Origin of the sequence: Haladaptatus sp. QDMS2, from assembly GCF_029338295.1 — an archaeon.
Lineage (GTDB): Archaea > Halobacteriota > Halobacteria > Halobacteriales > Halococcaceae > QDMS2.
In genome coordinates this window covers 1448768-1469270 of record NZ_CP119791.1, presented here as the reverse complement: position 1 = coordinate 1469270, position 20503 = coordinate 1448768, and the positions used below count along the sequence as shown (strand labels likewise).

General features: G+C 64.0%; 20 protein-coding genes. 8 read left to right on the top strand and 12 right to left on the bottom strand.

Annotated features, from left to right (window positions below; translation table 11 throughout):
- Positions 1–11 precede the first annotated feature (11 nt).
- The 4 genes from P1M51_RS08005 to P1M51_RS07990 all read right to left on the bottom strand — a co-directional run bounded on the left by P1M51_RS08005 (position 12) and on the right by P1M51_RS07990 (position 5370).
- Entirely contained in the window at positions 12–1310 is a 1299-nt protein-coding gene (locus tag P1M51_RS08005; protein WP_276247680.1) for a Cdc6/Cdc18 family protein, read from the bottom strand.
- 328 nt (positions 1311–1638) lie between these two features.
- Entirely contained in the window at positions 1639–3390 is a 1752-nt protein-coding gene (gene menD, locus P1M51_RS08000) for a 2-succinyl-5-enolpyruvyl-6-hydroxy-3-cyclohexene-1-carboxylic-acid synthase (RefSeq protein WP_276247679.1), read from the bottom strand.
- Positions 3387–4742: an isochorismate synthase MenF gene (locus P1M51_RS07995; protein WP_276247678.1), complete on the bottom strand. Its 1356-nt coding sequence runs from the start codon at positions 4740–4742 to the stop codon at positions 3387–3389. The genes menD and P1M51_RS07995 overlap by 4 nt, the downstream gene beginning before the upstream one ends.
- A 31-nt stretch (positions 4743–4773) precedes the next feature.
- Positions 4774–5370, bottom strand: coding sequence for a sulfite oxidase-like oxidoreductase (locus P1M51_RS07990; protein WP_276247677.1), 597 nt, complete (start codon positions 5368–5370; stop codon positions 4774–4776).
- 786 nt (positions 5371–6156) lie between these two features.
- Between P1M51_RS07990 and P1M51_RS07985 the strand changes: the two genes are divergently transcribed.
- The 3 genes from P1M51_RS07985 to P1M51_RS07975 all read left to right on the top strand — a co-directional run bounded on the left by P1M51_RS07985 (position 6157) and on the right by P1M51_RS07975 (position 8917).
- Positions 6157–6372: a ribbon-helix-helix domain-containing protein gene (locus tag P1M51_RS07985; RefSeq protein ID WP_276247676.1), complete on the top strand. Its 216-nt coding sequence runs from the start codon at positions 6157–6159 to the stop codon at positions 6370–6372.
- A 69-nt stretch (positions 6373–6441) separates the two neighbouring features.
- Positions 6442–6720: a UPF0058 family protein gene (locus P1M51_RS07980; RefSeq protein ID WP_276247675.1), complete on the top strand. Its 279-nt coding sequence runs from the start codon at positions 6442–6444 to the stop codon at positions 6718–6720.
- 85 nt (positions 6721–6805) lie between these two features.
- Positions 6806–8917, top strand: coding sequence for a hypothetical protein (locus tag P1M51_RS07975; protein ID WP_276274976.1), 2112 nt, complete (start codon positions 6806–6808; stop codon positions 8915–8917).
- Between the two features lie 81 nt (positions 8918–8998).
- Here the strand turns inward: P1M51_RS07975 and P1M51_RS07970 are convergent, their stop codons facing one another.
- On the bottom strand, positions 8999–9301 hold the full coding sequence (locus P1M51_RS07970; protein ID WP_276247673.1) for a hypothetical protein: 303 nt from the start codon (positions 9299–9301) through the stop codon (positions 8999–9001).
- A 190-nt stretch (positions 9302–9491) separates the two neighbouring features.
- Between P1M51_RS07970 and P1M51_RS07965 the strand changes: the two genes are divergently transcribed.
- From P1M51_RS07965 to P1M51_RS07950, 4 genes are all read left to right on the top strand, one after another.
- Entirely contained in the window at positions 9492–10814 is a 1323-nt protein-coding gene (locus P1M51_RS07965) for an adenylosuccinate synthase (protein WP_276247672.1), read from the top strand.
- 78 nt (positions 10815–10892) lie between these two features.
- The gene (locus tag P1M51_RS07960; protein WP_276247671.1) at positions 10893–11087 is read left to right on the top strand and encodes a methytransferase partner Trm112; all 195 of its coding nucleotides are present in this window, start codon (positions 10893–10895) and stop codon (positions 11085–11087) included.
- Positions 11088–11120: 33 nt separating this feature from the next.
- Positions 11121–11687: a hypothetical protein gene (locus tag P1M51_RS07955; protein ID WP_276247670.1), complete on the top strand. Its 567-nt coding sequence runs from the start codon at positions 11121–11123 to the stop codon at positions 11685–11687.
- A gap of 82 nt (positions 11688–11769) precedes the next feature.
- Entirely contained in the window at positions 11770–11976 is a 207-nt protein-coding gene (locus tag P1M51_RS07950; RefSeq protein WP_276247669.1) for a hypothetical protein, read from the top strand.
- Here P1M51_RS07950 and P1M51_RS07945 read toward each other — a convergent pair.
- Together P1M51_RS07945 and P1M51_RS07940 are read right to left on the bottom strand one after the other, a co-directional pair.
- Positions 11973–13034 (bottom strand): DR2241 family protein, encoded by a 1062-nt coding sequence (locus tag P1M51_RS07945; protein ID WP_276247668.1) that lies wholly within the window; start codon positions 13032–13034, stop codon positions 11973–11975. The genes P1M51_RS07950 and P1M51_RS07945 overlap by 4 nt on opposite strands.
- Positions 13031–13903, bottom strand: a complete 873-nt coding sequence (locus P1M51_RS07940) for a CbiX/SirB N-terminal domain-containing protein (protein ID WP_276247667.1) — start codon at positions 13901–13903, stop codon at positions 13031–13033. Before P1M51_RS07940 ends, P1M51_RS07945 begins: the two co-directional genes overlap by 4 nt.
- Before the next feature lie 101 nt (positions 13904–14004).
- Here P1M51_RS07940 and P1M51_RS07935 point away from each other — a divergent pair, with 101 nt between their 5' ends.
- Positions 14005–15078: a LeuA family protein gene (locus tag P1M51_RS07935; protein ID WP_276247666.1), complete on the top strand. Its 1074-nt coding sequence runs from the start codon at positions 14005–14007 to the stop codon at positions 15076–15078.
- Here P1M51_RS07935 and P1M51_RS07930 read toward each other — a convergent pair.
- The 5 genes from P1M51_RS07930 to P1M51_RS07910 are packed head-to-tail and all read right to left on the bottom strand — an operon-like array spanning position 15071 to position 20496.
- A complete protein-coding gene (locus P1M51_RS07930; protein ID WP_276247665.1) occupies positions 15071–16252 on the bottom strand; it encodes a CaiB/BaiF CoA-transferase family protein in 1182 nt (393 codons plus the stop codon). The genes P1M51_RS07935 and P1M51_RS07930 overlap by 8 nt on opposite strands.
- Positions 16249–17373 (bottom strand): ABC transporter ATP-binding protein, encoded by a 1125-nt coding sequence (locus P1M51_RS07925; protein ID WP_276247664.1) that lies wholly within the window; start codon positions 17371–17373, stop codon positions 16249–16251. Before P1M51_RS07925 ends, P1M51_RS07930 begins: the two co-directional genes overlap by 4 nt.
- A 2-nt stretch (positions 17374–17375) precedes the next feature.
- A complete protein-coding gene (locus P1M51_RS07920; protein ID WP_276247663.1) occupies positions 17376–18239 on the bottom strand; it encodes a carbohydrate ABC transporter permease in 864 nt (287 codons plus the stop codon).
- Complete coding sequence (locus tag P1M51_RS07915; protein ID WP_276247662.1) at positions 18239–19150, bottom strand: carbohydrate ABC transporter permease; 912 nt, start codon at positions 19148–19150, stop codon at positions 18239–18241. The genes P1M51_RS07920 and P1M51_RS07915 overlap by 1 nt, the downstream gene beginning before the upstream one ends.
- The gene (locus tag P1M51_RS07910; RefSeq protein ID WP_276247661.1) at positions 19147–20496 is read right to left on the bottom strand and encodes an ABC transporter substrate-binding protein; all 1350 of its coding nucleotides are present in this window, start codon (positions 20494–20496) and stop codon (positions 19147–19149) included. Before P1M51_RS07910 ends, P1M51_RS07915 begins: the two co-directional genes overlap by 4 nt.
- Between the last annotated feature and the right edge of the window lie 7 nt (positions 20497–20503).

The following is a 20503-nucleotide window of genomic DNA, read 5'->3' as shown; positions in this document are numbered from 1 at the left end:
GATTCTGCGACTCAGCCGACGACACCGGCGAGGTCCGTGTCCGCGAGGATGCGGGCCAAGTCGCGGCGTCGCATCGAAAGCCGAACCTGTCGACTTCGCGGGCGGGTTCGGGAGACGAGTGTCACCAGTCCGAGCGCGTCGAGGTCCCCGAGGGCGCTCGAAAACTGGGCACGGCCGGGGCAGGTACAGTCGAGGTTCGTCGCCAGTTCCAGCCCGCGTTCGTGGACGGCTTCGACCGGGGCGAACGCGTCGAACGAGGCGACGGCGGCAAGGGCCAGTCGCGCCTGTTGGGGGAGCGACTCGACCAGGTCAGCCGTATGGTCGAACTCGACGCGGGCCTGCGCCTGGCGGACGTGTGCTTCCATGACTCGCCCCTCGTCTGCCCGCTCTGCGAGTTCACCAGCCACCCGAAGCAGGTCGAGCGCCCGGCGGGCATCGCCGTGTTCCTGTGCAGCCAGAGCGGCGACGAGCGCACACACGCCGTCTTCGAGAACGCCATCCTCGAAGGCGACGGCCGCCCGTTCTGCGATGATGTCACGGAGTTGCGTCGCGTCGTACGGCGGGAAGACGAGTTCGTCGCTCCCGAGCCGCGAGCGAATCCGTGGGTCGAGCGTGTCGGTGAACGTGAGGTCGTTGCTGATGCCCACGACGGTCGCCCGCGAGCGTTCGAGGACGGCGGCGAGTTGGGTGAGGTTGTAGAGCGCGCTCGACCCGCCCTTCGTCGCCAGTCGGTCCACTTCGTCGAGAACGACGAGCAGCGAGCGTTCGACGCAGTCTGCGGCTTCGACGAGCGTGCCGTAGACGACTTCGGTTGGCAGACCGGTCATCGGGACCGGTGACGGGCCGGCGTCCGCACCGCCCACCTCGCGGTTTGATTCCACGAGCGCGTTCGTGAGGTGGGCGAGCACCTGATACTGCGTGTCCGTAACTTCACAGTTCAGGTGCACCACGTCCACCTGCACGTCGCGGCGCGTCCCGGCACGTTCGAGTTCTCGCGTGACCGAGCGGACACACGCCGTCTTTCCCGTGCCCGTCTTGCCATAGAGGAAGACGTTCGGCGTTGATTCGCCTTTGAGGGTTCCTGCCAGGAGGCGAGCGAGCGCGGCCACCTCTTCGGTGCGGTGTGGGAGGCTGGCCGGCGTGTAGGTCGGGCGGAGCTTGTCGCGGTCGCAGAACAGCCGATTCCCACGGAGGAGGTCGTCGAAAATCGAACCACTCAGCGTGGACTGGTCTGTGCCTGACGCGACCGTTTCGACGGGTGTGTTCGACTCGTGATGATTCATGATGTGCTCCGGGTCGGTGGCAGCCACAGCGTGTCCACTCCTGAATGACTGTTCCTGCACCGGTCCCGTTTCCCACCCACGGCGTGACCGCAGGTACACCTTCCATCGACCGCACCCCTCATAAATGTCTGTGAGACGTTCACACGGAGTCGGTCTGACAGGGGCGGGCGAAAACCCACACCCGTCGTGTCAATCGACGAGACTCCAACTGTCTTACGCGCCGCAGTCTCTCGGTTTTCGACGACTCGAAAACCGGTCGGTTGGTCGGGCGGACTCGGTGCAACAGGTGAAAAATCGACTCCGGAAGCCACGTCCGGGTCGCTGTCGTCCGCCGTCGCGGCCGTCTTACGTCGCGTCACTCGGGTCGCCCAACCGTGTCGCAGACCCGCCCGTGCAGGCGCTCGCGGAACCGGTGGCTGGTCGCCGCGTCCGTCTGAACTTCGATGACGCGCGTGCCGGACTCGCCAACCGACGCCGCGAACGCCTCGCGGAACGCGGTGCGGTCCGCTGCGCGCACGAAGTCGAGGTCATAGAGGTCGCTCGTCGCCTCGAAATCGAGTCCGTGTGGCGTCTTAAACTGGCGGGTGAACGGCGGGTCGAACTCCTCTATCGGGAGCATGTGGAAGATGCCGCCGCCGTCGTTATTGACGAGAACGATGGTCGCGTCCACTCCACAGCGAGAGAGCGCGAGCAGGCCGTTCATGTCGTGGTAGTACGCGAGGTCGCCGGTCACGAGCACCAGCGGGTCGTCGGTTGCACTCCCCGCACCGAGAGCCGAACTGGTGACGCCATCGATGCCACTCGCCCCCCGGTTTGCAAGGGCGGTAATCGCCGCCTCTCGGGGCTGTCCAAAGCGGTCCAGGTCACGCACTGGCATCGAATTCGAGACGAACAGCGTCGTCGGGTCGGGCGCGAGTTCGACTACGTCGCCGAGGACGGAGCCTTCGAAGAACTGCTCGTCGTGGGCCGATCCGACCAACTCCCAGTAGCGAGTTTCGGCGGCTTCGAAACGGGCAGTCCAGTCGTCTGCGGAACGCGAACAGCGGTCTGCGAGCGCCGCTGCGAACGGTGTCGGGTCAGCGACCACCAGGGCTGTCGCAGTGAACGTGGCTTCGCGCCACTCGCCTGCGGGGTCCACGACGAACTGCGTGGCCCCTGACTCTTCGAGGTAGGTTCGGAGCACCTTCGAGGTTGGCGACGCGCCAAAGCGCAAGACGACGTCCGGGGCGGGCCACTCGCCCGCGAGGTACGAATCGTAGCCGCCGCAGATCGGCCGCTCAGCGACGTGCGGCCCGAATCGAACCCGCGAGAGTGGGTCGGCGAGCACCGGCGCACCCGTCGCGTCGGCGAGGGCTGCGATGGCCGCCGGGGCCGGACCGTGGTCGTCCGGGCCGACGACGACGAGCGGGCGGGCTGCCGTGTCGAGTGCGTCTGCCAGTTCAGAGAGCGTGGATTCGTCGGCATGCGTCGTTCCCTGCTGTACCGATACGAAGGGGCCGGTTCGCCCTTCCGCCGCGAGCGGGAATTTGGCAGCGAACCCCTCGGGGACGTCGCCCGGCACTTCGACGGGGTCGAGCGGTTTGCGAAACGGGACGTTCAGGTGAACCGGGCCGGGATGGGGACCGCTCGCCGTCGTGACCGCTCTGGCGCAGTCGGTGCGGAGCGACCGCAGTTTGCGGTCCTCGACGGCCGGTTCGGGGAGGTCTCGATACCACCGGACCGCACTGCCGTACAACTTTTCCTGGTCTATCGTCTGGTTCGCGCCGCTGTCTCTGAGTTCGGGCGGGCGGTCTGCGGTCATGACGACGAGCGGGACGCGAGCCTGTGATGCCTCGATGACGGCAGGATGAAAGTTCGCCGCCGCGGTGCCCGAGGTGCAGATGAGCGGCGTCGGTCGGCCCGTGCGCTTGGCCCTGCCGAGGGCGAAGAAGGCGGCAGCGCGTTCGTCGAGGTGCGAGAAGACGCGAATCTCAGGGTGGCGGTCGAAGGCGACGGTGAGCGGTGTCGAACGACTGCCGGGAGCGATGCAGACGGCGTCGACGCCGGCCTTCGAGAACTCGTCCGCGATGACCCGCGCCCAGAGTGTATTTCGGTTCGGGGCAGTCATTCGAGTTCGTCTAACATCGGTCGGTACTTCAGTTGTATCTCGTCCCACTCGCCGTCGGGGTCCGAGTCGGCGACGATACCCGCCCCGGCGAACAGGGTCGCTTCGTCACCGCGGGCAATCGCCGAACGAATTGCGACGACGAACGACCCGTTTCCGGCCGCGTCGAACCAGCCGACGGGTGCGGCGTACCACCCCCGGTCGAACGTCTCTGTCTCGCGAATCGTGCGTTTCGCCCGCTCTGGCGGGAGGCCACCGACGGCCGGCGTCGGGTGGAGCGCCTCGACGAGCGAGAGGACGTGTTCGTCACGCTTGAGTTCGGCCGTGATGGGCGTCTGGAGGTGCTGGACTGTGGCCAGTCGTCGAAGGCCGCGCTCGCCGAGCGAGACGCTCGAGGCGAACGGACACAGTTGCTCGCGGATGGTCTCTGCGACCACGTCGTGTTCGTGGCGGTCCTTTTCGCTCGCGAGGAGTTCCGCGCCGAGCCACTCGTCTTCCTCAGGCGTCTCCCCGCGGCCGGTGGACCCGGCAAGTGCCACGGTGGAGACGGTGCGTCCGCGCAACGAGACGAGGCCCTCTGGCGTCGCGCCAAAGAAGGTGCCGTGTTCGTCTGGGGCGACGAGGAATCGGTGACAGTCCGGGTACGCCTCCGCCAGTCGCGTGAGTGCCCCCGGCACGGAGAGGTCGTCTTCGAGCGTCGCGGTGAGTGCCTGCGCGAGGACGACCTTCGTGAGTTCGCCGCGTTCGATGCGAGCGAGGGCGGCCTCTACTTGCTCGGTCCACGTCTCGCGTGGGGTGGTCAGTTCGAGCGAGGCGACGCCGGGTTTTGCCGCGGTCGGCGGCTCTGTCGGGAGGTTTGCGAGCGACTCGCGTTCCTGTTCGAGCAGTGCATTGGCCGCTTCCGGGGTTGCTCCCGGTCCCGCGAGCGTGACCGTGAGATACGTCTTCTCGGCTGTCTGGGATACCTGTACTCGCGGGAGAATGAACTGGGCATCGGGGAAGCCCGCCCACGCAGAGTGCTCGTCGGTGGTCGGGCCTTCGTTGAACGAAAAGCCGCCGAACAGGCGGGGGCGGGCCGCCTCGGGGAGGCTTGTGGCGTTCGAACTGCGGGCGAACAGCGTCTCCGCCTGCGAGCGAATGTCGTCGAAGCGGGCGGTGCCCTCGGCGGTCAGGACGTCTGCTGCGCCGAAGGCGACGATCGTCGGTCCGTCGGGAGTACTCCACGCGATGCGCGGCGCGTCGGCGGCATCGAGCAGTCGGTGGAGGGAAAGCCGCTCGATTTCACACACCCGGCTTTCGAGGGTGGCGTCACCCGACGCGTGCGCCACCGTCTCGTCGCTGCGCAGGGGTTCCATTACCGGCATTCAGGGCTGGCGACTATTTAGCCTAACTATACCGTTCCTCGTTCCACGGGTTCGCACTCTGCGAATACCCGCGTTTCTCCCAGTAGCCCCGCTCTGACTCGGTGAGGAACTCGACGCCGTTCACCCACTTTGCCCCCTTGTAGGCGTAGCGGTGGGGCGTCACGACGCGCAGCGGGCCACCGTGGTCGGGTTCGAGTGGTTCGTCGTCGAACGCCCACGTAAACAGTACCTCGTCGCGCATGCACTCAGAGAGGGGCAGGTCAGTCGAGTAGTCGTCCATCCCGTAGAACATGACGTGGGTGGCGTCGTCGCGCACCTGCGCCACCTCTGCGAGCGTTGGGAAGGTGACGCCCGTCCACGTACAGTCGAGTTTGCTCCAGCCCGTGACGCAGTGGAAGTCCTGTAACTGCGTCTCGCTCGGCAGGTCGGTAAACTCCTCCCACGAGAGCGTGAGGGGGTTGTCCACCGCGCCCCACACCTCGAATTTCCACGTCTCGCGGTTCCACTTCGGCGTCCCGCCTTTCGACAGGACGGGGAACCGGGAGGTCTCTCGCTGTCCCGGTGGTAATCGTTTCTCGCCGAACTCCTGATAGAGGTTCGTAACGTCTCGCGCGCTCATACACCGAGATACGTGTCGGATAGCCGTAAGAGTTGTCGATAGCACCGGTACTCACCGCCAGCGATGGGGAGTTCCGCCTGACCCACCGACTCGTGTGGGCGTCGAAGTGACATCCTCTCCGTCGTAAACGACGGGGCTTCCCACACGCGAAGGCGTGCTGGTTTGGGTGGTTGCAGGTTTGCACTCCACTACCGCAGTCGGAGTCCGAATCTCCGAGCGCAGTCCCGTGAGGGTACTGGTGGACTGCTGGCGGTGCCACACCGCCGGTACTCCTCTCCTCACTCCCGCCCGAACCCGCCGTTTCGGTTCCGACGGGTTCGGTTGGGCCGTCAGCGGACTCGGAGTTACTTCGACCGCGTTCCGAAGCCCGATGCTTGGTTTTTGGTTCCCACGAGGGGCGCATCCCGTTGCCGGGGTGGGCGGACACTCGAACCGCCAGTTTCGGGCCATCGGGCACCGAAGGGGTCATAACCTTCGGGCCGACGGATGGTGGACGGTGGGAATCAATGTCACTCTTTTCCACACACAGACGGCGTTGACGAGACGCAACGCGTCTCGTTCGCATCTCGCAGGACCACAGGTCCTGCGGACTCGTCGGAATCCAGCGGATACCGAGACACCAGAACGCAAAGCGTTCTGGGGACGCTGTATCCCCGTCCTTCAGGACGGGGTTTTAGCGCCTGCGTTCAAGATAATTGTTCGCAAAACAGTCAGCACGGTTCACGTAATACGAATCACCTCCCCGTCAGAGTTAAATACGGCTCCCACGAAGCGGCGACTATTCCGATGCCTAAAGTTGAGCTCACAATCCCGGAACACCTCGAGATGCAGATTACCCAGATGGTAGAACAGGGCGAATTCATGAACCGCGAAGAGGCGGTTCAGCAACTCATCTCAGCCGGGCTGAAGGCGTACAAAACGAGTGGTCACGTAGAGGACGAACCCGTCGGCGGCTTCGAAGACGACGGGATGATGGGCCACGAAGACGAGTACGTCTTCTAACACGTTTTGGCGGTTTGTGGTACTGATTGTCAGAAATTCTTAAGCGGCGTACTCGCCAAACACCCGCTAATGCACAAAGACGAACTGCTCCAGCTGCACGAGCAGATGGTGACCATCATGGAGAACTACGCCGAGATGTCGGGCGTCGACGCGAGCGTCTTCGACCCGTACTACCAGTTAGACGTCACGCCGGACGACGTTCACAAGTCGAAAAGCGAACACAAACACGCCGTGTTCGTCCTCGGCAACGCGCTCGCCAACGCGATGAGCGAAGACGAGTTCTCGAACGCCGGCCGCATCGGAAAGCGGATGGCTGAACTCGCGAAAGATGCGGAATCGAAGCTGTAAACTGACCCGTTCTCCCCGCGCCGTCCTCCCCAAACGCTGACCAGTCGTGCGGTAACTATTTGCCGTTATTCTTGGTTGTGAGACTATGGACCAAACGACCGTCGAACGAATCAGAGACTGGGAGGCTCGGTCGTTCGAAGGCGGCTATCGTGGCCTGCACGCGCTCGCGGACGACCAGTTCACGGGCGCGGTTGTGGCGGGCAGCGCGTGGCTCTTCATGCAGAATGGACGCGTCGTCGGCATCGCGGACGGGGCACTCTCGGCGTTCGAGGACGCGAGCGGCACAGCGTACGCCGCGCCGCACTCGTCGCTCCCGCTGCTCTATTTCATGCAACACGAGGGCGGCGAGACGCGCGCAAAGTACTACACAAACGACACGCCGCTTCGCGAGGTGGACGACCAACTGACGAGCGGCAACTTCAGTGGCTACGTCGAACTCTCGGACAACGTCCTCTCCGGTGACTACTATCTCGTCTACTACGCCGGGCGCTCGAAGGCCGTCGCGTTCGTGGGCAACAGCGGTCGAATGTTGACCGACGACGAAGCGTTCGACCGGGCAGCGGACGAAGTCGGCATCTACGCCGTCAAAGCGGTGGACGTGGACATCCTCGACATCCCTGACGTGGCGGAACCCGACTCGGCCTCGGCCACCGTCGTCGATACCGACGAAGCACCAGCGCAATCCACGTCGGATTCGCCGGACGGCGCGGACAGCACAGTCGAACCAGCGGACGACGCGGGAGCGACCGCAGGCGAGGCACCGCCGACCACCGAGGAAACGCCGACCGCGCCGGGTACCGACGCACGGGAGCCCACCGAGTCGGCGGCTGCCGCCAGTGAGGAGGCCGACGCAGCGGCCGAGGATGAGGAGATTGACGTGGGGACGGAGAGCCCGGGTACGACAGTCGATAACGCCGACGCCGCGTCCGACGACGCAGAGCCGACATCCCCACCAGACCCGCTCGCAGACCCGTCTGAGACGCCTCCGGACAGTCCGTTGCCCGACGACCGCGAACCAGCCGAAGTCAGCCGTGCTCCGGCGTCGGGGTTGAGTACACGGGCGCTCGAAACTCGGTCGATTCCGTCGCTCGACCCGGCGAAGACCGACGAGGGGGCCGGCGGGCGCATCGATACGGCCAACCGACCGGAGCGCACGGAGCAGTCGCTCGTCCGCGAGTCCAGTTCCCGGCGGCCGACCGGCACGCCCAACGCCCCGCCGAAACAGGACCCACCGCAGTCACCGCAACCGGATTCCGAAGTCGAGGACTTGCGTGCTGCACTCCAGAACCAGAAAAATGAGGTCGCGCGCCTCGAAACGCAACTCGAATCGGTGACCGACGACCGGGAAGTGTTGCAAGCAGAGCGCGAGGAACTCGAAGCCGAAGTCTCCCGCCTCGAAGCCGAGGTTGCTCGGCTCGAAACGCTCTTAGACGAGGCACGGGAAAACGGCACGGCCGTCGGACGCGACGAGCGCATGACGCCCGCAGAGGCGCTTTCGGGAACCAATCTGTTCGTCCGGTACAACTCGAAGTCCAAGACGACCCTGCAATCCGTTCTCGAAGGCGAGGCGGAAGCGATGGACATTGTCGAGAACCTCCGCATCGAGTATCACACGCAGTTCGACGCCGCGGACGTGTCGGTCGATGGCCAGCAGTTCGAGGCGTTCCTCACGGAGACGGTGCAGTATCGATTCGTCGAGTGGCTCACGCGCTCGTTGTTGTTCGAGATACGCGATACGGGCAACGAGGAGGCAGTGCGCGAACTGTTCGCCGCGATACCGAAAATCGACCGCGCCGAACTCAACGCGAAGGTGAGCATCAGGTACCAGCAGGATGGCGAAGAACACAGAGAGCAACTTACCTTCGACGTCGTCCTGCGCGACCGGATGGGTAATCCGCTCGTCGTCGCGGACTTCAACGACTCGCGCGACCCGGCGACCGAATCGATGCTCGCCTCGCTGATTACGGAGGGCAGTCGCGTCGCAGAGACCGCAGACAGTCTGAGCGCTGCGTTCTTCGTCACGTCGAGTTTCTACGACCCGGAGGCGCTCGAAACGGCGGCCGACGCGACGGGTGGCGGCCTGCTCAGTCGTGACAAGCGCAAGAGCTACGTGAAGTTATCGCGCAAGCAGGGCTACCACCTCTGTCTCGTCGAAGCACGGGGCGGGGAGTTCTACATGAACCTCCCCGAACTGTAGCGGGGCAGAGAATCGACTGCCCGGGCTAAAGAGAGGAGTCTGCGCAGTGCAGACGGAGTTTCAACAGCGAGCGAAGAACGGTTACGCGAGTTCGGTCGCGCCTTCGATTTTCATTCCTTCGAGCTTTTCGATAATCTGGTCGACCTTCCCGTCTAAGTCGGAGACGAACTCCTTCGTGCGGTCGGTCGTGATAGCGCCCTGGCTCGACGGCTCGATGAGGTTCTCCTCTTCGAGCACGCGGAGAGAGTAGCGGACCTTGTGGTGCGGGTACCCGGTTTCGTTGGACATCTTCACGATCCCAATTGGTTCGTTTTCGATGACCATCTTCAGGACTTGAAGGTGACGTTCCAGCATGTCGACTTCCTTCTCAAGTCGGTCTATCATGGCATTTGTTAACTTGTGTTTGAAGCCTTTAAAGGTTGCTGTCGTCGGAGGCCAAACAAAATCGTAGATTCCGACTTCGGGTGTGTGATTTATTAACGCTTCGGCTCGAGACAAAACATGACACTCGTCGTGAGTTTATCCGGTCGCCAATTCCGTAATCGGTTTACCCCGGTAACAGGAACTCCCGCGTATGACCGTAACCATCGTCGGTTCGCAACTCGGCGACGAGGGCAAAGGCGGCGTCGTCGACCTCTGGGGCGACAACGCCGACATCGTCGCTCGTTACCAGGGTGGCGACAACGCCGGCCACACCGTCGTCCACGACGGCGAAAAATACAAACTCTCGCTCGTTCCGAGCGGGGCCGTCCGGGGCAAAATCGGCATCCTCGGCAACGGCTGTGTCGTGAATCCCGAAACGCTCTTCTCTGAGATCGACGCGCTCGCAGAGCGCGGCCTCACCCCCGACGTCCGCGTCGCAGAACGCGCCCACGTCATCCTCCCGTACCACAAAGTGCTGGACGGCATCGAGGAGACGGCGAAGTCCGACTCCGACTTAGACGCCGGAACCACGGGCCGGGGCATCGGCCCGACCTACGAGGACAAGGCCGGCCGTCGCGGCATCCGCATCGGCGACCTGCTCAACCCCGAGGTGCTCCGCGAGCGCCTCGAATACGTCGTCCCGCAGAAACGCGCCCTCGCGGAGGACGTCTTCGGCGTCGAAACGGGCGAAGAGTTCGACGTAGACGCACTGTTCGAACAGTACAAAGAATACGGCGAGCGCCTCGCCGAGGGCAACATGACCGTCAACGCGGGTGAGTTCCTCACGAACGCCATCAAAGACGGCAAGAACGTCATGTTCGAGGGCGCACAGGGCACCTCCATCGACATCGACCACGGCATCTACCCGTACGTCACCTCCTCGAACCCGACCTCCGGCGGCGCAGCCGTCGGCACGGGTGTCGCCCCGACCATCGTCGGCAAAGGCGACGTCGTCGGCATCGTGAAGTCCTACCTCTCGCGGGTCGGCACGGGACCGCTCCCGACCGAACTCACCGGCGACATGGAGGACCTCGCAGACGAGATTCGCGAGAAAGGTGGCGAGTTCGGCACCGTCACCGGTCGCCCACGCCGCATCGGCTGGCTCGACATGCCGATGCTCCGCCACGCAGAACGCGCAAGTGGCTTTACCGGCCTCGCAATCAATCACATCGACGTGCTCGCCGGCCTTGGCGACCTCAAAGTGGGCCATTCCTACACTCTCGATGGCGAGGAGATTTTCACCGTCCCACCGACCACCGAGCAGTGGGCGCGGTGTGAACCGAACTACAAGGAGTTCGACGGCTGGGAGGACGTAGACTGGAGCGCTGTCGCAGAGGAAGGCTGGAACGCGATTCCAGATAACGCCCAGACCTACCTCGAATACATCAGCGAGGAACTCGACACCGACATCTTCGCCGTCGGCATGGGTCCAGACCGCGACCAGACGGTCATCTTAGAGAACCCGCTCGAATAACGCGGTCGCGCCACTGCGACCCGTCACGCTTTTAGCGATACCTTCCTACACTTTCACTATGACCGAGGGTGAGCTTCGATGAAGGAATCGCTGATGGACATTCTCTGCTGTCCGATGGACAAGAGCGACCTCGAACTCGAGGTCGACGAACGTGACGACGACGAAGTTCTCAGTGGAACACTCGTCTGCACCGAGTGTGGCGAGCAGTTCCCCATCGAGGACGGCATTCCGAATCTCCTCCCGCCGGACATGCGGGAGGACGTCGCAGCCTGAACCTTTTTCTACTGGCGCTTCATTTTGAGTGACGTGTCCGATACGCTTCCCGTGCACGTCAACCGTGGCCGACTCCACGCACTCGAGACACCGGACTCCTTCGAGACCGGTGGCACGTTCACCGTCAATCTCGTGAACCACGGCGAGGCGGTCCACGTTCACCTGCACTTAGACGACGCGCTCTCCGAGGTCGCGGAGATGGAGGCCGGAAACCACCACGTGAAATCCGATTCGAGCCGCCCGGTTCGCATCTCCGTGCGGGAGGGCAAACGTCCCGTCCGCGGGAAACTCAAGGTCGTCTCGGCTTACGGCGCGGAGACGAAGTTCGTGGACGTGAAGGTGGCAGAACCCACCGTCGAGAAACAACCGGTCGAGGTAGACGAATCGCTCGGCAAGCCGGTTCCACAGCCTGACCCGGCCCCCGGGCTGATGGAGAATCTCTCCTTCGAAGGCGGCGACATCGCCGTATTGCTGCTCGGGTTCGCGGCGCTCGTCCTCGCGCTCGTCGCACTGGTTATCGCCGACAGTATGGTGTTCTTACTCGGCGTGCTCACGTTGCTCGCGGGCGTTCTCGTCGCGGTGGCCTTCTTGCGCTCGTGAACACTCAGGTGTTCGAGAGTTTTTAACTGTCCTACGTCTGTCTGACTGAAATTTATAACCTCAACTGTGGTACTGAGTAGCTATGTTTGGTGCGTGGCGAATTCCGCTTGCGGACCGTTTGGAGTCGAAGGCGGTACTCGCGTGGCTGTACCTCTTCGCCTGCCTCGTCGCATTGCTCGTCGTCGATAGTCGAACCACCGTCACCGGCATCAGCTTCATGCCGCTCATCATCGCCGTGGCCGTGACGCTCGTGTTGCCGTTCTGGCCGCTGTACCGGCGATTGCGCTAGCGCTCGGTGACGTTCTCGAATCGGCCCGCGTCGTCCATTCGCTTCGCCCGCAGGTAGCGCGCCCGATAGCGGTTCGCGCCGTCGTACACGTCCGCCTCGCGAATTTCGTCGGTGCGCCCCTCTGCCACGGCATCCACGAGGTCGGCCAACTGTGCCAGTTCGCTCTCGGTCATCGTCACCTCGTAGGTCTGCTCCTCCTCTTGCTCTAACTTCGTCCACTTTCGCGCCGCCGCGACGACGAGTGAACACGGTTCACGGCACGGGAATTCGCCGTCACCACGGGGTACGTCGAGGGGCGTCTCTACATCCTCGTCCCACTCGCGGCGCTTCAGACACTGGGAGTCCACACAGCAGGCTTCGGCCACCCACTCGACCGCCTCTTGTGGCAGTTCGTCTATCACGTCGTAGATGCCGGTCTGGCGTTCTGCCGTCTCGCGGAAGTGGGTCACGTCGAGTTCGCCTTCCTGCTCGCGATACCAGTTCGCCACCGTCGCCGGATAGAAGAAGTCGACCGTCTGGAGCAGTTCGCGTCCGGTCAGGTCCACGAACGCCCAGCCATCGACGAGCGTGGGCGCGGTCTTGAGTGGCCGATACCGCCCTGCGTCGTCGTGTTTCGCCAGGTCGCGGGCGTCCAGTGGGTCGGTGTAGGTGTCGAGCGAATCGACTTCCGCACCCGCGTCGGCGACGTGTCGGAGGTGATACCGCCGCTCACCCGCACCGGCCAGTTCGGCGGTGATGTGGAGTTGCCCCCACTCCCGGGAGAGGCCCTCGGGGAGGGCGTCGTATCGGTCTGCGACGCTCCGGTCGTCCGCGCCCTCGACCCAGCGCAGGAAGTCGCGTCGCGACGGCTCTGCAAACTGGTGCCAGTAGTGCCAGTTCGACACCAGCCACGGGTGGTCTGCGGCCACGTCGTCGAACGCCTCCGCGTCCAGTTGCTCGTGGCGGGTCGCGGGCGTCTCGAAGGTGTACCCGCTTCGGTCGTGGGACACCACGAGGCCGTCGCATTCCACACCGTTGGGGGCCGCCCGGCGCAGGGTGACGCGCTGAAGCTCGGTCATCGTGCGCCTCCGGCCGCCCGCGTCGCTTCACGGACCGTTTCGAGGGTGTCTCCAACGTCTACGCCCGCGTCGGCGGCGCGTTCGAGGATGACGTCGGCCATGAGTCGCTCCGTCCCCACGGCCCCCGAGTACCAGATGCGGTGGCCGTCGACGACGGCAGGCACGTCGTATCCCTTGCGGTAGTCGTCGGTGAGGCCCATGTCCTCGGGAATGTCTTCCTGGGTGTGAAAGCCGTCCGCGATGAACAGCGGAACCACCACGATGTCCTCGGCCTCGAAGTAGTCGGTCACGTCGTCCACCTCGGGTTCTTCGTCCATGAACAGCGCCGCTACCTCGTCGAACCGACCGGACTCCCGGATGCGGTCTGCGTGATAGTGAATCGCCTTCGCCGAGTTCGCGTTTCGCTCCGTCCCGTGACCAACGACGGCGAGGCCAAAGCCCGGCCCCACGTCGGGGTCGCCCGTCACCGACTCCGCCCGGCGGATGATGACGTCGGTCATCGATTCGTGGGTGCCGACCGGCCCACAGTAGTGGACTGTCTTGCCCGTATCTTCGCTTTCGAGCGTGACGTGGGTCGCGCTCAGGCCGTCCGAGTTCCAGTCGGCCACGTCCCACCCGGCGAGTCTGAGTTCGCGGGGAATCACCTGTTCGGTGAAGTAGCCCTCGCTGATGAACAGCGGGACGACGTACACTTCGTCGCTCTCCAGAGTGCGGATGACCTCCCGGAACGACGGTTCTTCTTTCCAGAACGCTTCGCGCACCTCGTCGAACACGCCGGTCGCCCGAATCGTGTCGGCGTGTGAGAACGTCGGGGTGCTGGACTCCGCGTTCAGGTGCGAGCCATGTGCGGCTATCACGAGCGCCTTCATCGTTGTCACTTCTTAGGACAGGTCGGCCTTAGCGGCTTCGCCCGCGGAAGCCCACACATGCAGGGCGAAGCCGTTTGGTCCTCCGCTTCCTCTGTCCAGCCATGAAACTGCTCGACGTGACGCTTCGGGAGGGCGAGCAACGACCCGGCCGACGCTTCTCGGTCGACCAGAAGGTCGAAGCCGCGAGCCACTTAGACGCCCTCGGCGTCGATTACATCCAGCTCGGCTTTCCCGTCGCAGACGACCGAACGCGCCGGGTCTGCGAACAGTACGACGGCGACGCGAAGACGACAGGAATCGCTCGCGCCATCCAGAGCGACATTGACGCCGCCGTCGAAGCTGGCGTGGACGTCATCGACCTGTTCGCCCCGACGAGCGACGCCCAGCGCGAGTTCATGCTCGGCACCTCCCGCGAGGAACTGCTCGAAACCGTCCACGACGCTCTTGACGCGGCCCACGACACCGGCCTCGAAGTCCACTTCACCGCGATGGACGGCTTTCGGACCGAACTCGCGTTTCTGAACGAAGTCGTCGAACAGGTCGAAGCGGCGTTCGTGACCATCGCGGACACCGTCGGCAGTCGAACTCCCAAAGGCGTCACTGAAACGCTCACCGCCCTCGACGCAGACCTCTCCGGCGTCGGCGTCCATTTCCACGACGATATCGGCGTCGCCACGGCAAACGCCCTCACCGCCGCAGACATGGGCGTCGGGCGAGTTGACGTCTCTGTGGCCGGCATCGGCGAACGCGCCGGGAACGTCCCGCTCGAAGAGTTCGTCGTCGCGGGCCTCCTCGGCGAGGAAGCGGTCGATTCGAAAATCGACGAGTCGGACCTGCTCACTCACTCGCGGGCCGTGCTCGCCGCCCTCGGTGAGGACGTCTCGGCGTGGAAACCGCTGCTCGGCGACCAGGTGTTCGCCCACGAATCGGGCCTGCACACCGCCGCGATGCTCGACGACCCTGCGCTGTTCGAACCGTTCGACCCCGCCCGCTTCGGGGGCGAGCGACGCCTGCTGTTCGGCCCGGACACGGGGCGAGGAGCGGCCCGCAGACTGTTCGAACGCGCCGGTATCGAACCCACCGACGAACGGGTTGCGACGCTCCTCGATGCGTTGGCAAACCGGGAAGAAGTAGATTTGAACGAGGCGCTCTCGCTCGCCCGCCGGGTCAAATAGCGCCGGTTTCGCGCAGTGCGTCGATTTCAGCCGTCGAGTAGCCGAGTGACTCGAGAATCGACGCCGTGTGCTGACCGAGGTGCGGTGGTGGGCGCGACTCGACACGGGAGAACGCGGAGGAGCGAATCGGCGACCGGGGTACGGCAACCGTGTCGCCTGCGCCCTCTGCGACCGCGACCGACGTGAGCGCGTCCGTCGCCGCGAGGTGTGGGTCGTTGCACACCTCTCGGATGTTGTTGACCGGAGCCACCGGCACGCTCGCTTCGCGAAGTCGCTCGACGATTTCAACCCGGTCGAACTGCCTGAGCTCGACGGCGAGCAGGTCGGTGAGCAGCGAGACGTTCTCCCGGCGGTCGGCGAGCGTCTCGAAGCGGTCGTCTTCGTGAAGCGAGAGGTCGAGTGCCTCACAGAATGCCCGCCACTGGCGTTCGCCCGACGGCCCGACGAACACCCACTTCTCGTCCGCCGTGCGGAACACGTCGTAGGGTGCCCAGTTCGGGTGCCCCGCCCCGAGCGGCTCTGGCACGTCGTCGTAGGCCTGCGTGAACGAGAGCCAGTAGCCCATGAGGGCGACGGTGCTCTCGAACAGCGGCGCGGACACTTTCTGACCTTCGCCGGTCTGGTCGCGCTGGCGCAGGGCGGCGAGGACGCCAATCGCCCCGTACAACGAGGCGGCCATGTCGGCCACACTGGTCCCCGAGCGCACTGGCGGTTGGCCGGGATGGCCGGTCACGCTCATCAGCCCGGAGAGTGCTTCCGCAACCGGGTCGAGAGCGGGGTGGTCCTCGTACGGCCCTTCGTTGAAGCCCTTTATCGAGCAGTAGACGAGTGACGGGAACTCCTCACTGAGTGCGTCGTAACCGACGCCGAGGCGTTCTGCGGTGCCCGGCTTGAAGTTCTCGACGACGACGTCCGCCTCTCCGACGAGACTGTGGAAGATTTCGCGGCCACCGGCGGTCTTCAGGTCGAGCGTGATGCTCTCTTTGTCCCGATTTACGTAGTTGAACGAACTGTTGCCGAGCGGCGAGGAGTCGCGAACGATGTCACCGCCCTCGGGGTGTTCTATCTTGATGACGCGTGCGCCAAGGTCGGCGAGTAACAGCGAGCAAAACGGCCCGGCGATGATGTGGCCGAGTTCGAGCACCGTCACGTCTGCGAGTGGTCGGTCGGTCATGGGAGTTGGGTCGGATTCGCTTCGAGATCGTCGCCAAAGCAGATGGTCTCGCCGTCGGCGGCGAACACGTAGCAATCGTCGCGGTCGAATCCCACGATGATGCTGTCGCCCGGTCGTGCGTCGTCTACCTCCGGCGAGACCACGTCAACTCGGGTTCCATCGGCGGTTTTCGCGTGTACCACCGATTCCGTGCCGAGCGGTTCGACGACTTCGGCGGTCACTTCGAAGCGGATTTCGCCGCCGCTCGGGCGGAGGTACTGCGGACGGATGCCGAGCGTGACCGAGTTACCCACGTGTGCGGAGAGCGCCTCGCCCGCGGGCATCCGAATGCCGTGGCCCTCGATGGTCGGGACGCCGTCGACGCTCGTCACCGAGCACGTGAGCAAGTTGGTCGATGGCGTGCCGATGAAACTGGCGACGTACGCAGATTGCGGCCGGTGGAACAGGGTCCGCGGCGGGTCGAACTGTGCGACGTGGCCCTCGCGGAGCAACACGACGCGGTCCGACATCGTCATCGCCTCCGTCTGGTCGTGGGTGACGTAGACGATGGTGGTGTCGAGTTCCTGGTGGAGTCGCTGAATCTCGACGCGGAGTTCCGACTTCAGTTTCGCGTCCAGGTCGCTCATCGGTTCGTCGAGCAGCAGCACTTCGGGGTCCTGGACGAACGCACCGCCGAGGGCCACGCGCTGTTGTTGCCCGCCGGAGAGTTCCGCGGGCATCTTTTCGAGTTGTTCCTCGATTTGGAGCACGCGGGCGGCCTCCTCGATTTTCTCGTCGCGTTCTGCCTTTGGGACGCCGTGAATCTTGAGGCCATAGCCGATGTTCTCGCGGACGCTCATGTGGGGGTAGAGCGCGATGGACTGGAACACCATCGAGACGTTGCGCTTCTGGGGTGGCAGGTCGGTCACGTCGTCGTCACCGAAGTGGATGCGCCCCGACGTGGGGGTTTCGAGCCCGGCGAGCATCCGCAGGGTGGTTGTCTTCCCACAGCCGGAGGGGCCGACGAGCGTCGTAAACGACCCGGCGGGAATTTCGAGCGACACGTCATCGACGGCGACGTGCGTCTGCCCGAGCGTTTTGAACTCTTTGCGAACCGTGTCGAGTCGAATGGATTGTGCCATAGTTATTCGAGGCCTCCCACACTGAACCCCTGCAGCAGGTATCGCTGGAGGAACAGCGCGATGAGGAATGGGGGGATAGAGATGAGCAGCGAGACGGCCATCGTCTCACCCCAGCCGATGGTGACGCGGTCTAAGAACAGACTCGCGCCCACGTTGATGGTGTACATGTCGTCGTTGCTCATGACGATACGCGCCATGGTGAAATCGTTCCACGCGACGGCGAACGCGAAGATGGCCGCCGAGATGTAGCCCGGTCTGGCGACCGGCAATACCACGTCCCAGACCGTCCGGAAGCGACTCGCGCCGCGAACCCACGCCGCCTCTTCGAGCGAGAGCGGTACCGTCTGGAAGTACTGCCACATGAGCCAGATGGTGAACGGCGCGGAGATGGCCGTGAGCGCGAGCGTGAGTGCGAAGTAGCTGTTCAACAGTCCGAGGCTGAAGAAGATGACGTACAGCGGAATCGCGAGCACGATTGGGCTGAACATGTAACTGAACAGCACTGCCCGCGCCGCGATGGACTTTCCACGGAACTCGAATCGCGTGAGGCCGTAGCCCGCCGCGATGGCGATTGCCGTCGAGAGGAGGGTCGAACTCGCCGTGACGATGAGGCTGTTCGTGAAGTAGCGAACCGTCTCTGTCGTCTCGAGAAGCACGAGGAAGTTCCGTGCCGTAATCTCCTTTGGAATCAGGTTCACCTGGCCGCCCGCGAAGGTAGCCGCAGGTGACTGCAACGCGATGACTACCATCAGGTAGACGGGCACGATGACGAACGTCGTGATGAGCAACGCCGTGATGTAGAGTGCCACGCGCTGGAGTCGTTGCTGAGTCCGGTGGTCGAACCAACTCGAATCGGCGGTCGCCATCAGTGGCTCACCTCCGCCTCGGGGGCGAACGTGCGGAAGTAGACGACGGCGGCCCCCGCGAGCAGGAAGAACATGATGCCCGCGAGCGCGGTGGCCCGACCGAAGTCAACCTCGTTGAACGCAATCTGGAACACGCGGATTGGCAAGGTGGTCGTCTCTTGCAGCGGCCCCCCGCGCGTGGTCAGGTAGATGATGTCGAACTTGTTAAACATCCAGATGCCCCGGACGAGGAGGATGATGAGGATGGCTCCCCGGAGGTGGGGCATCGTGATGTCGCGGAACGCCTGCCACGTCGTCGCGCCTTCGACGCGCGCTCGTTCGTACAGGTCGGGGTCGATTGCCTGCAACCGGGCGAGCAGGATGAAGAAGGCGAAGGAGGCGAACTTCCAGACGCTCGTGATGACGACGGCGGGCATCGCCCAGGTCAGCGTCGAGAAGAAGGCGATTGGCTCGTCGATGAGTCCCGCGTTTTCGAGCACCTGATTCAGGATGCCGATGTTCGGGTCCAGAATGAACTTCCACATGAAGATGACCACGAGCGTGGGCAGCAGGTACGGGAAAATCATCAGCGTCCGCAGGGCCCCGCCGCCGCGAATCTTCTGGTTCACGACGAGTGCGAGGCCGAGACCGAGCACGAGGCTCAGACCCGTCGTCGCCACGGCGTAGACGACGCTGTTCCAGAGGAACCCCCAGAAGGAGGGTTCGGTGAGCAACGAGACGTAGTTGCCGAGGCCGACGAACACCGGATTTCGCACTGGATTCTCGAACAGACTCATCCCGAGGGCGTAGGCTATCGGAACGACCCACACGACGACGAAAAACGCCACCAGTGGGACGAACGAGACGAGCAGGAGCCACGCACTTCCGTCCAACTCGCGGGGGGAAAACCGCTCTCGCAGGCCGACGCTCATCGCTTGAGACTACGGAGTTTTTCTGCGAGCCAATCGACGGTCTCTTCGGGAGATTTCCCGCCGACGAGCAGTTGGTCTGCGGCCTGTCCGAACACCTGGTTGCCGTAGCCGTCTGCAGCGAGCAGGTTCGGTGCGCCCTCGTCGCCCGTCGCGAGCACGGAGGTGAACACGTCCCAGTTGTCCTTGACGAGTTGCAGGACCTCCGGGTACTGGTTCAGCATCTCGTTGTTCTTGACGGCCTCGCTGTCCAGTTGTTCGCGACTCGGGGGGAACTGGAACAGCGGCGCAGAGAGCACGAAGTCGAAGAACTTCTCGGACTGGTTGAAGAACTTCACGAACTCCTGGGCGCCCTCCGTCGCCTGCCCGTCGTTTCGCACGAGGTGCCCTTCCATGTAGGCCCACCACTTGTCCTGTGCTTTGCCCTGTGGAACCGGGAACGGCATCGGACTGAATTTCTCGACGAGGTCCGGGCGGTTGCTCGACATGATGAGGATGGGCAGTCCACCGACAGAGACGCCTGCGGCGGCGTTTTCCTGCTGGAGTGCGCCGATGGCGTCACCCCACTCCCAGCCGCTGCCGTTCGGGGAGTACTCGGCCATCTGTTGGACCCACTCGAACGTCTCGATGGCGGCGGCGCGGTTGTCGCCGTTGTCCAGCGTCACCTCGATGTTGTCAGAGGGGCCGGAGTAAATCTCGACGTCGTTCTGCCAGAGATACTGGGTCATCTGCGTGTCGGCGTTGTTCGTCTGGCCTGACTGGACGATGTACCCCTTCATGTCCTCCTCTTCGGAGACGCGCTTTGCTTCTGCCTGCCAGTTCTCCCAGGTCTCGGGGTTGCCGTCGTAGATGTCGTTTCGATACCACCCCATCAACGGTTCGACCATCGCGGCGGCAAAGTAGGATTCGCCGTCGACGTTTACCGGGTCCGGCAGGTCGTTGTTCGAAACCGCGTCGGTGAGCGGTGCGAGGACGCCGTCGCGCTGGAGGCGGTAGGCGTCTGTCGAGGTGTCGAACAGGATGTCCGGTGGGTTGCCCGCCGCCACCATCTTCTGCATCTCTTGGTCCGTCGAGGTGCCTTTCGAGGTGTAGGTCACTTCGACGGTGTAGTCAGTCTCGTCCTCGAACTCGGCGATGATGGCGTCCATGACCTCCTTCGAATCGCCGCGGTCTGAGAGGTAGCGAACGGTATTGCCGCCACCACCGCCTCCGCCACCGCCGCCGTTTCCGTCTCCACCACCGCCGAGACAGCCAGCGAGAGCGAGGGCCGATGCGGTGGCTCCTGTCCCCTGGAGAAATCGTCGTCGGGTCGTGTTGCGTCTAGTTGGATTACCTGTCCCTTGTGCCATGACGTGG

Bases quoted from the DNA above. Each gene is read 5' to 3' on its own strand.
- menD (WP_276247679.1), bottom strand. From the start codon at position 3,390: ATGACTGCCCCGAACCGAAATACACTCTGGGCGCGGGTCATCGCGGAC.
- P1M51_RS07995 (WP_276247678.1), bottom strand. From the start codon at position 4,742: ATGGAACCCCTGCGCAGCGACGAGACGGTGGCGCACGCGTCGGGTGAC.
- P1M51_RS07990 (WP_276247677.1), bottom strand. From the start codon at position 5,370: ATGAGCGCGCGAGACGTTACGAACCTCTATCAGGAGTTCGGCGAGAAA.
- P1M51_RS07985 (WP_276247676.1), top strand. From the start codon at position 6,157: ATGCCTAAAGTTGAGCTCACAATCCCGGAACACCTCGAGATGCAGATT.
- P1M51_RS07980 (WP_276247675.1), top strand. From the start codon at position 6,442: ATGCACAAAGACGAACTGCTCCAGCTGCACGAGCAGATGGTGACCATC.
- P1M51_RS07975 (WP_276274976.1), top strand. From the start codon at position 6,806: ATGGACCAAACGACCGTCGAACGAATCAGAGACTGGGAGGCTCGGTCG.
- P1M51_RS07970 (WP_276247673.1), bottom strand. From the start codon at position 9,301: ATGATAGACCGACTTGAGAAGGAAGTCGACATGCTGGAACGTCACCTT.
- P1M51_RS07965 (WP_276247672.1), top strand. From the start codon at position 9,492: ATGACCGTAACCATCGTCGGTTCGCAACTCGGCGACGAGGGCAAAGGC.
- P1M51_RS07960 (WP_276247671.1), top strand. From the start codon at position 10,893: ATGAAGGAATCGCTGATGGACATTCTCTGCTGTCCGATGGACAAGAGC.
- P1M51_RS07950 (WP_276247669.1), top strand. From the start codon at position 11,770: ATGTTTGGTGCGTGGCGAATTCCGCTTGCGGACCGTTTGGAGTCGAAG.
- P1M51_RS07945 (WP_276247668.1), bottom strand. From the start codon at position 13,034: ATGACCGAGCTTCAGCGCGTCACCCTGCGCCGGGCGGCCCCCAACGGT.
- P1M51_RS07940 (WP_276247667.1), bottom strand. From the start codon at position 13,903: ATGAAGGCGCTCGTGATAGCCGCACATGGCTCGCACCTGAACGCGGAG.
- P1M51_RS07935 (WP_276247666.1), top strand. From the start codon at position 14,005: ATGAAACTGCTCGACGTGACGCTTCGGGAGGGCGAGCAACGACCCGGC.
- P1M51_RS07930 (WP_276247665.1), bottom strand. From the start codon at position 16,252: ATGACCGACCGACCACTCGCAGACGTGACGGTGCTCGAACTCGGCCAC.
- P1M51_RS07925 (WP_276247664.1), bottom strand. From the start codon at position 17,373: ATGGCACAATCCATTCGACTCGACACGGTTCGCAAAGAGTTCAAAACG.
- P1M51_RS07920 (WP_276247663.1), bottom strand. From the start codon at position 18,239: ATGGCGACCGCCGATTCGAGTTGGTTCGACCACCGGACTCAGCAACGA.
- P1M51_RS07915 (WP_276247662.1), bottom strand. From the start codon at position 19,150: ATGAGCGTCGGCCTGCGAGAGCGGTTTTCCCCCCGCGAGTTGGACGGA.
- P1M51_RS07910 (WP_276247661.1), bottom strand. From the start codon at position 20,496: ATGGCACAAGGGACAGGTAATCCAACTAGACGCAACACGACCCGACGA.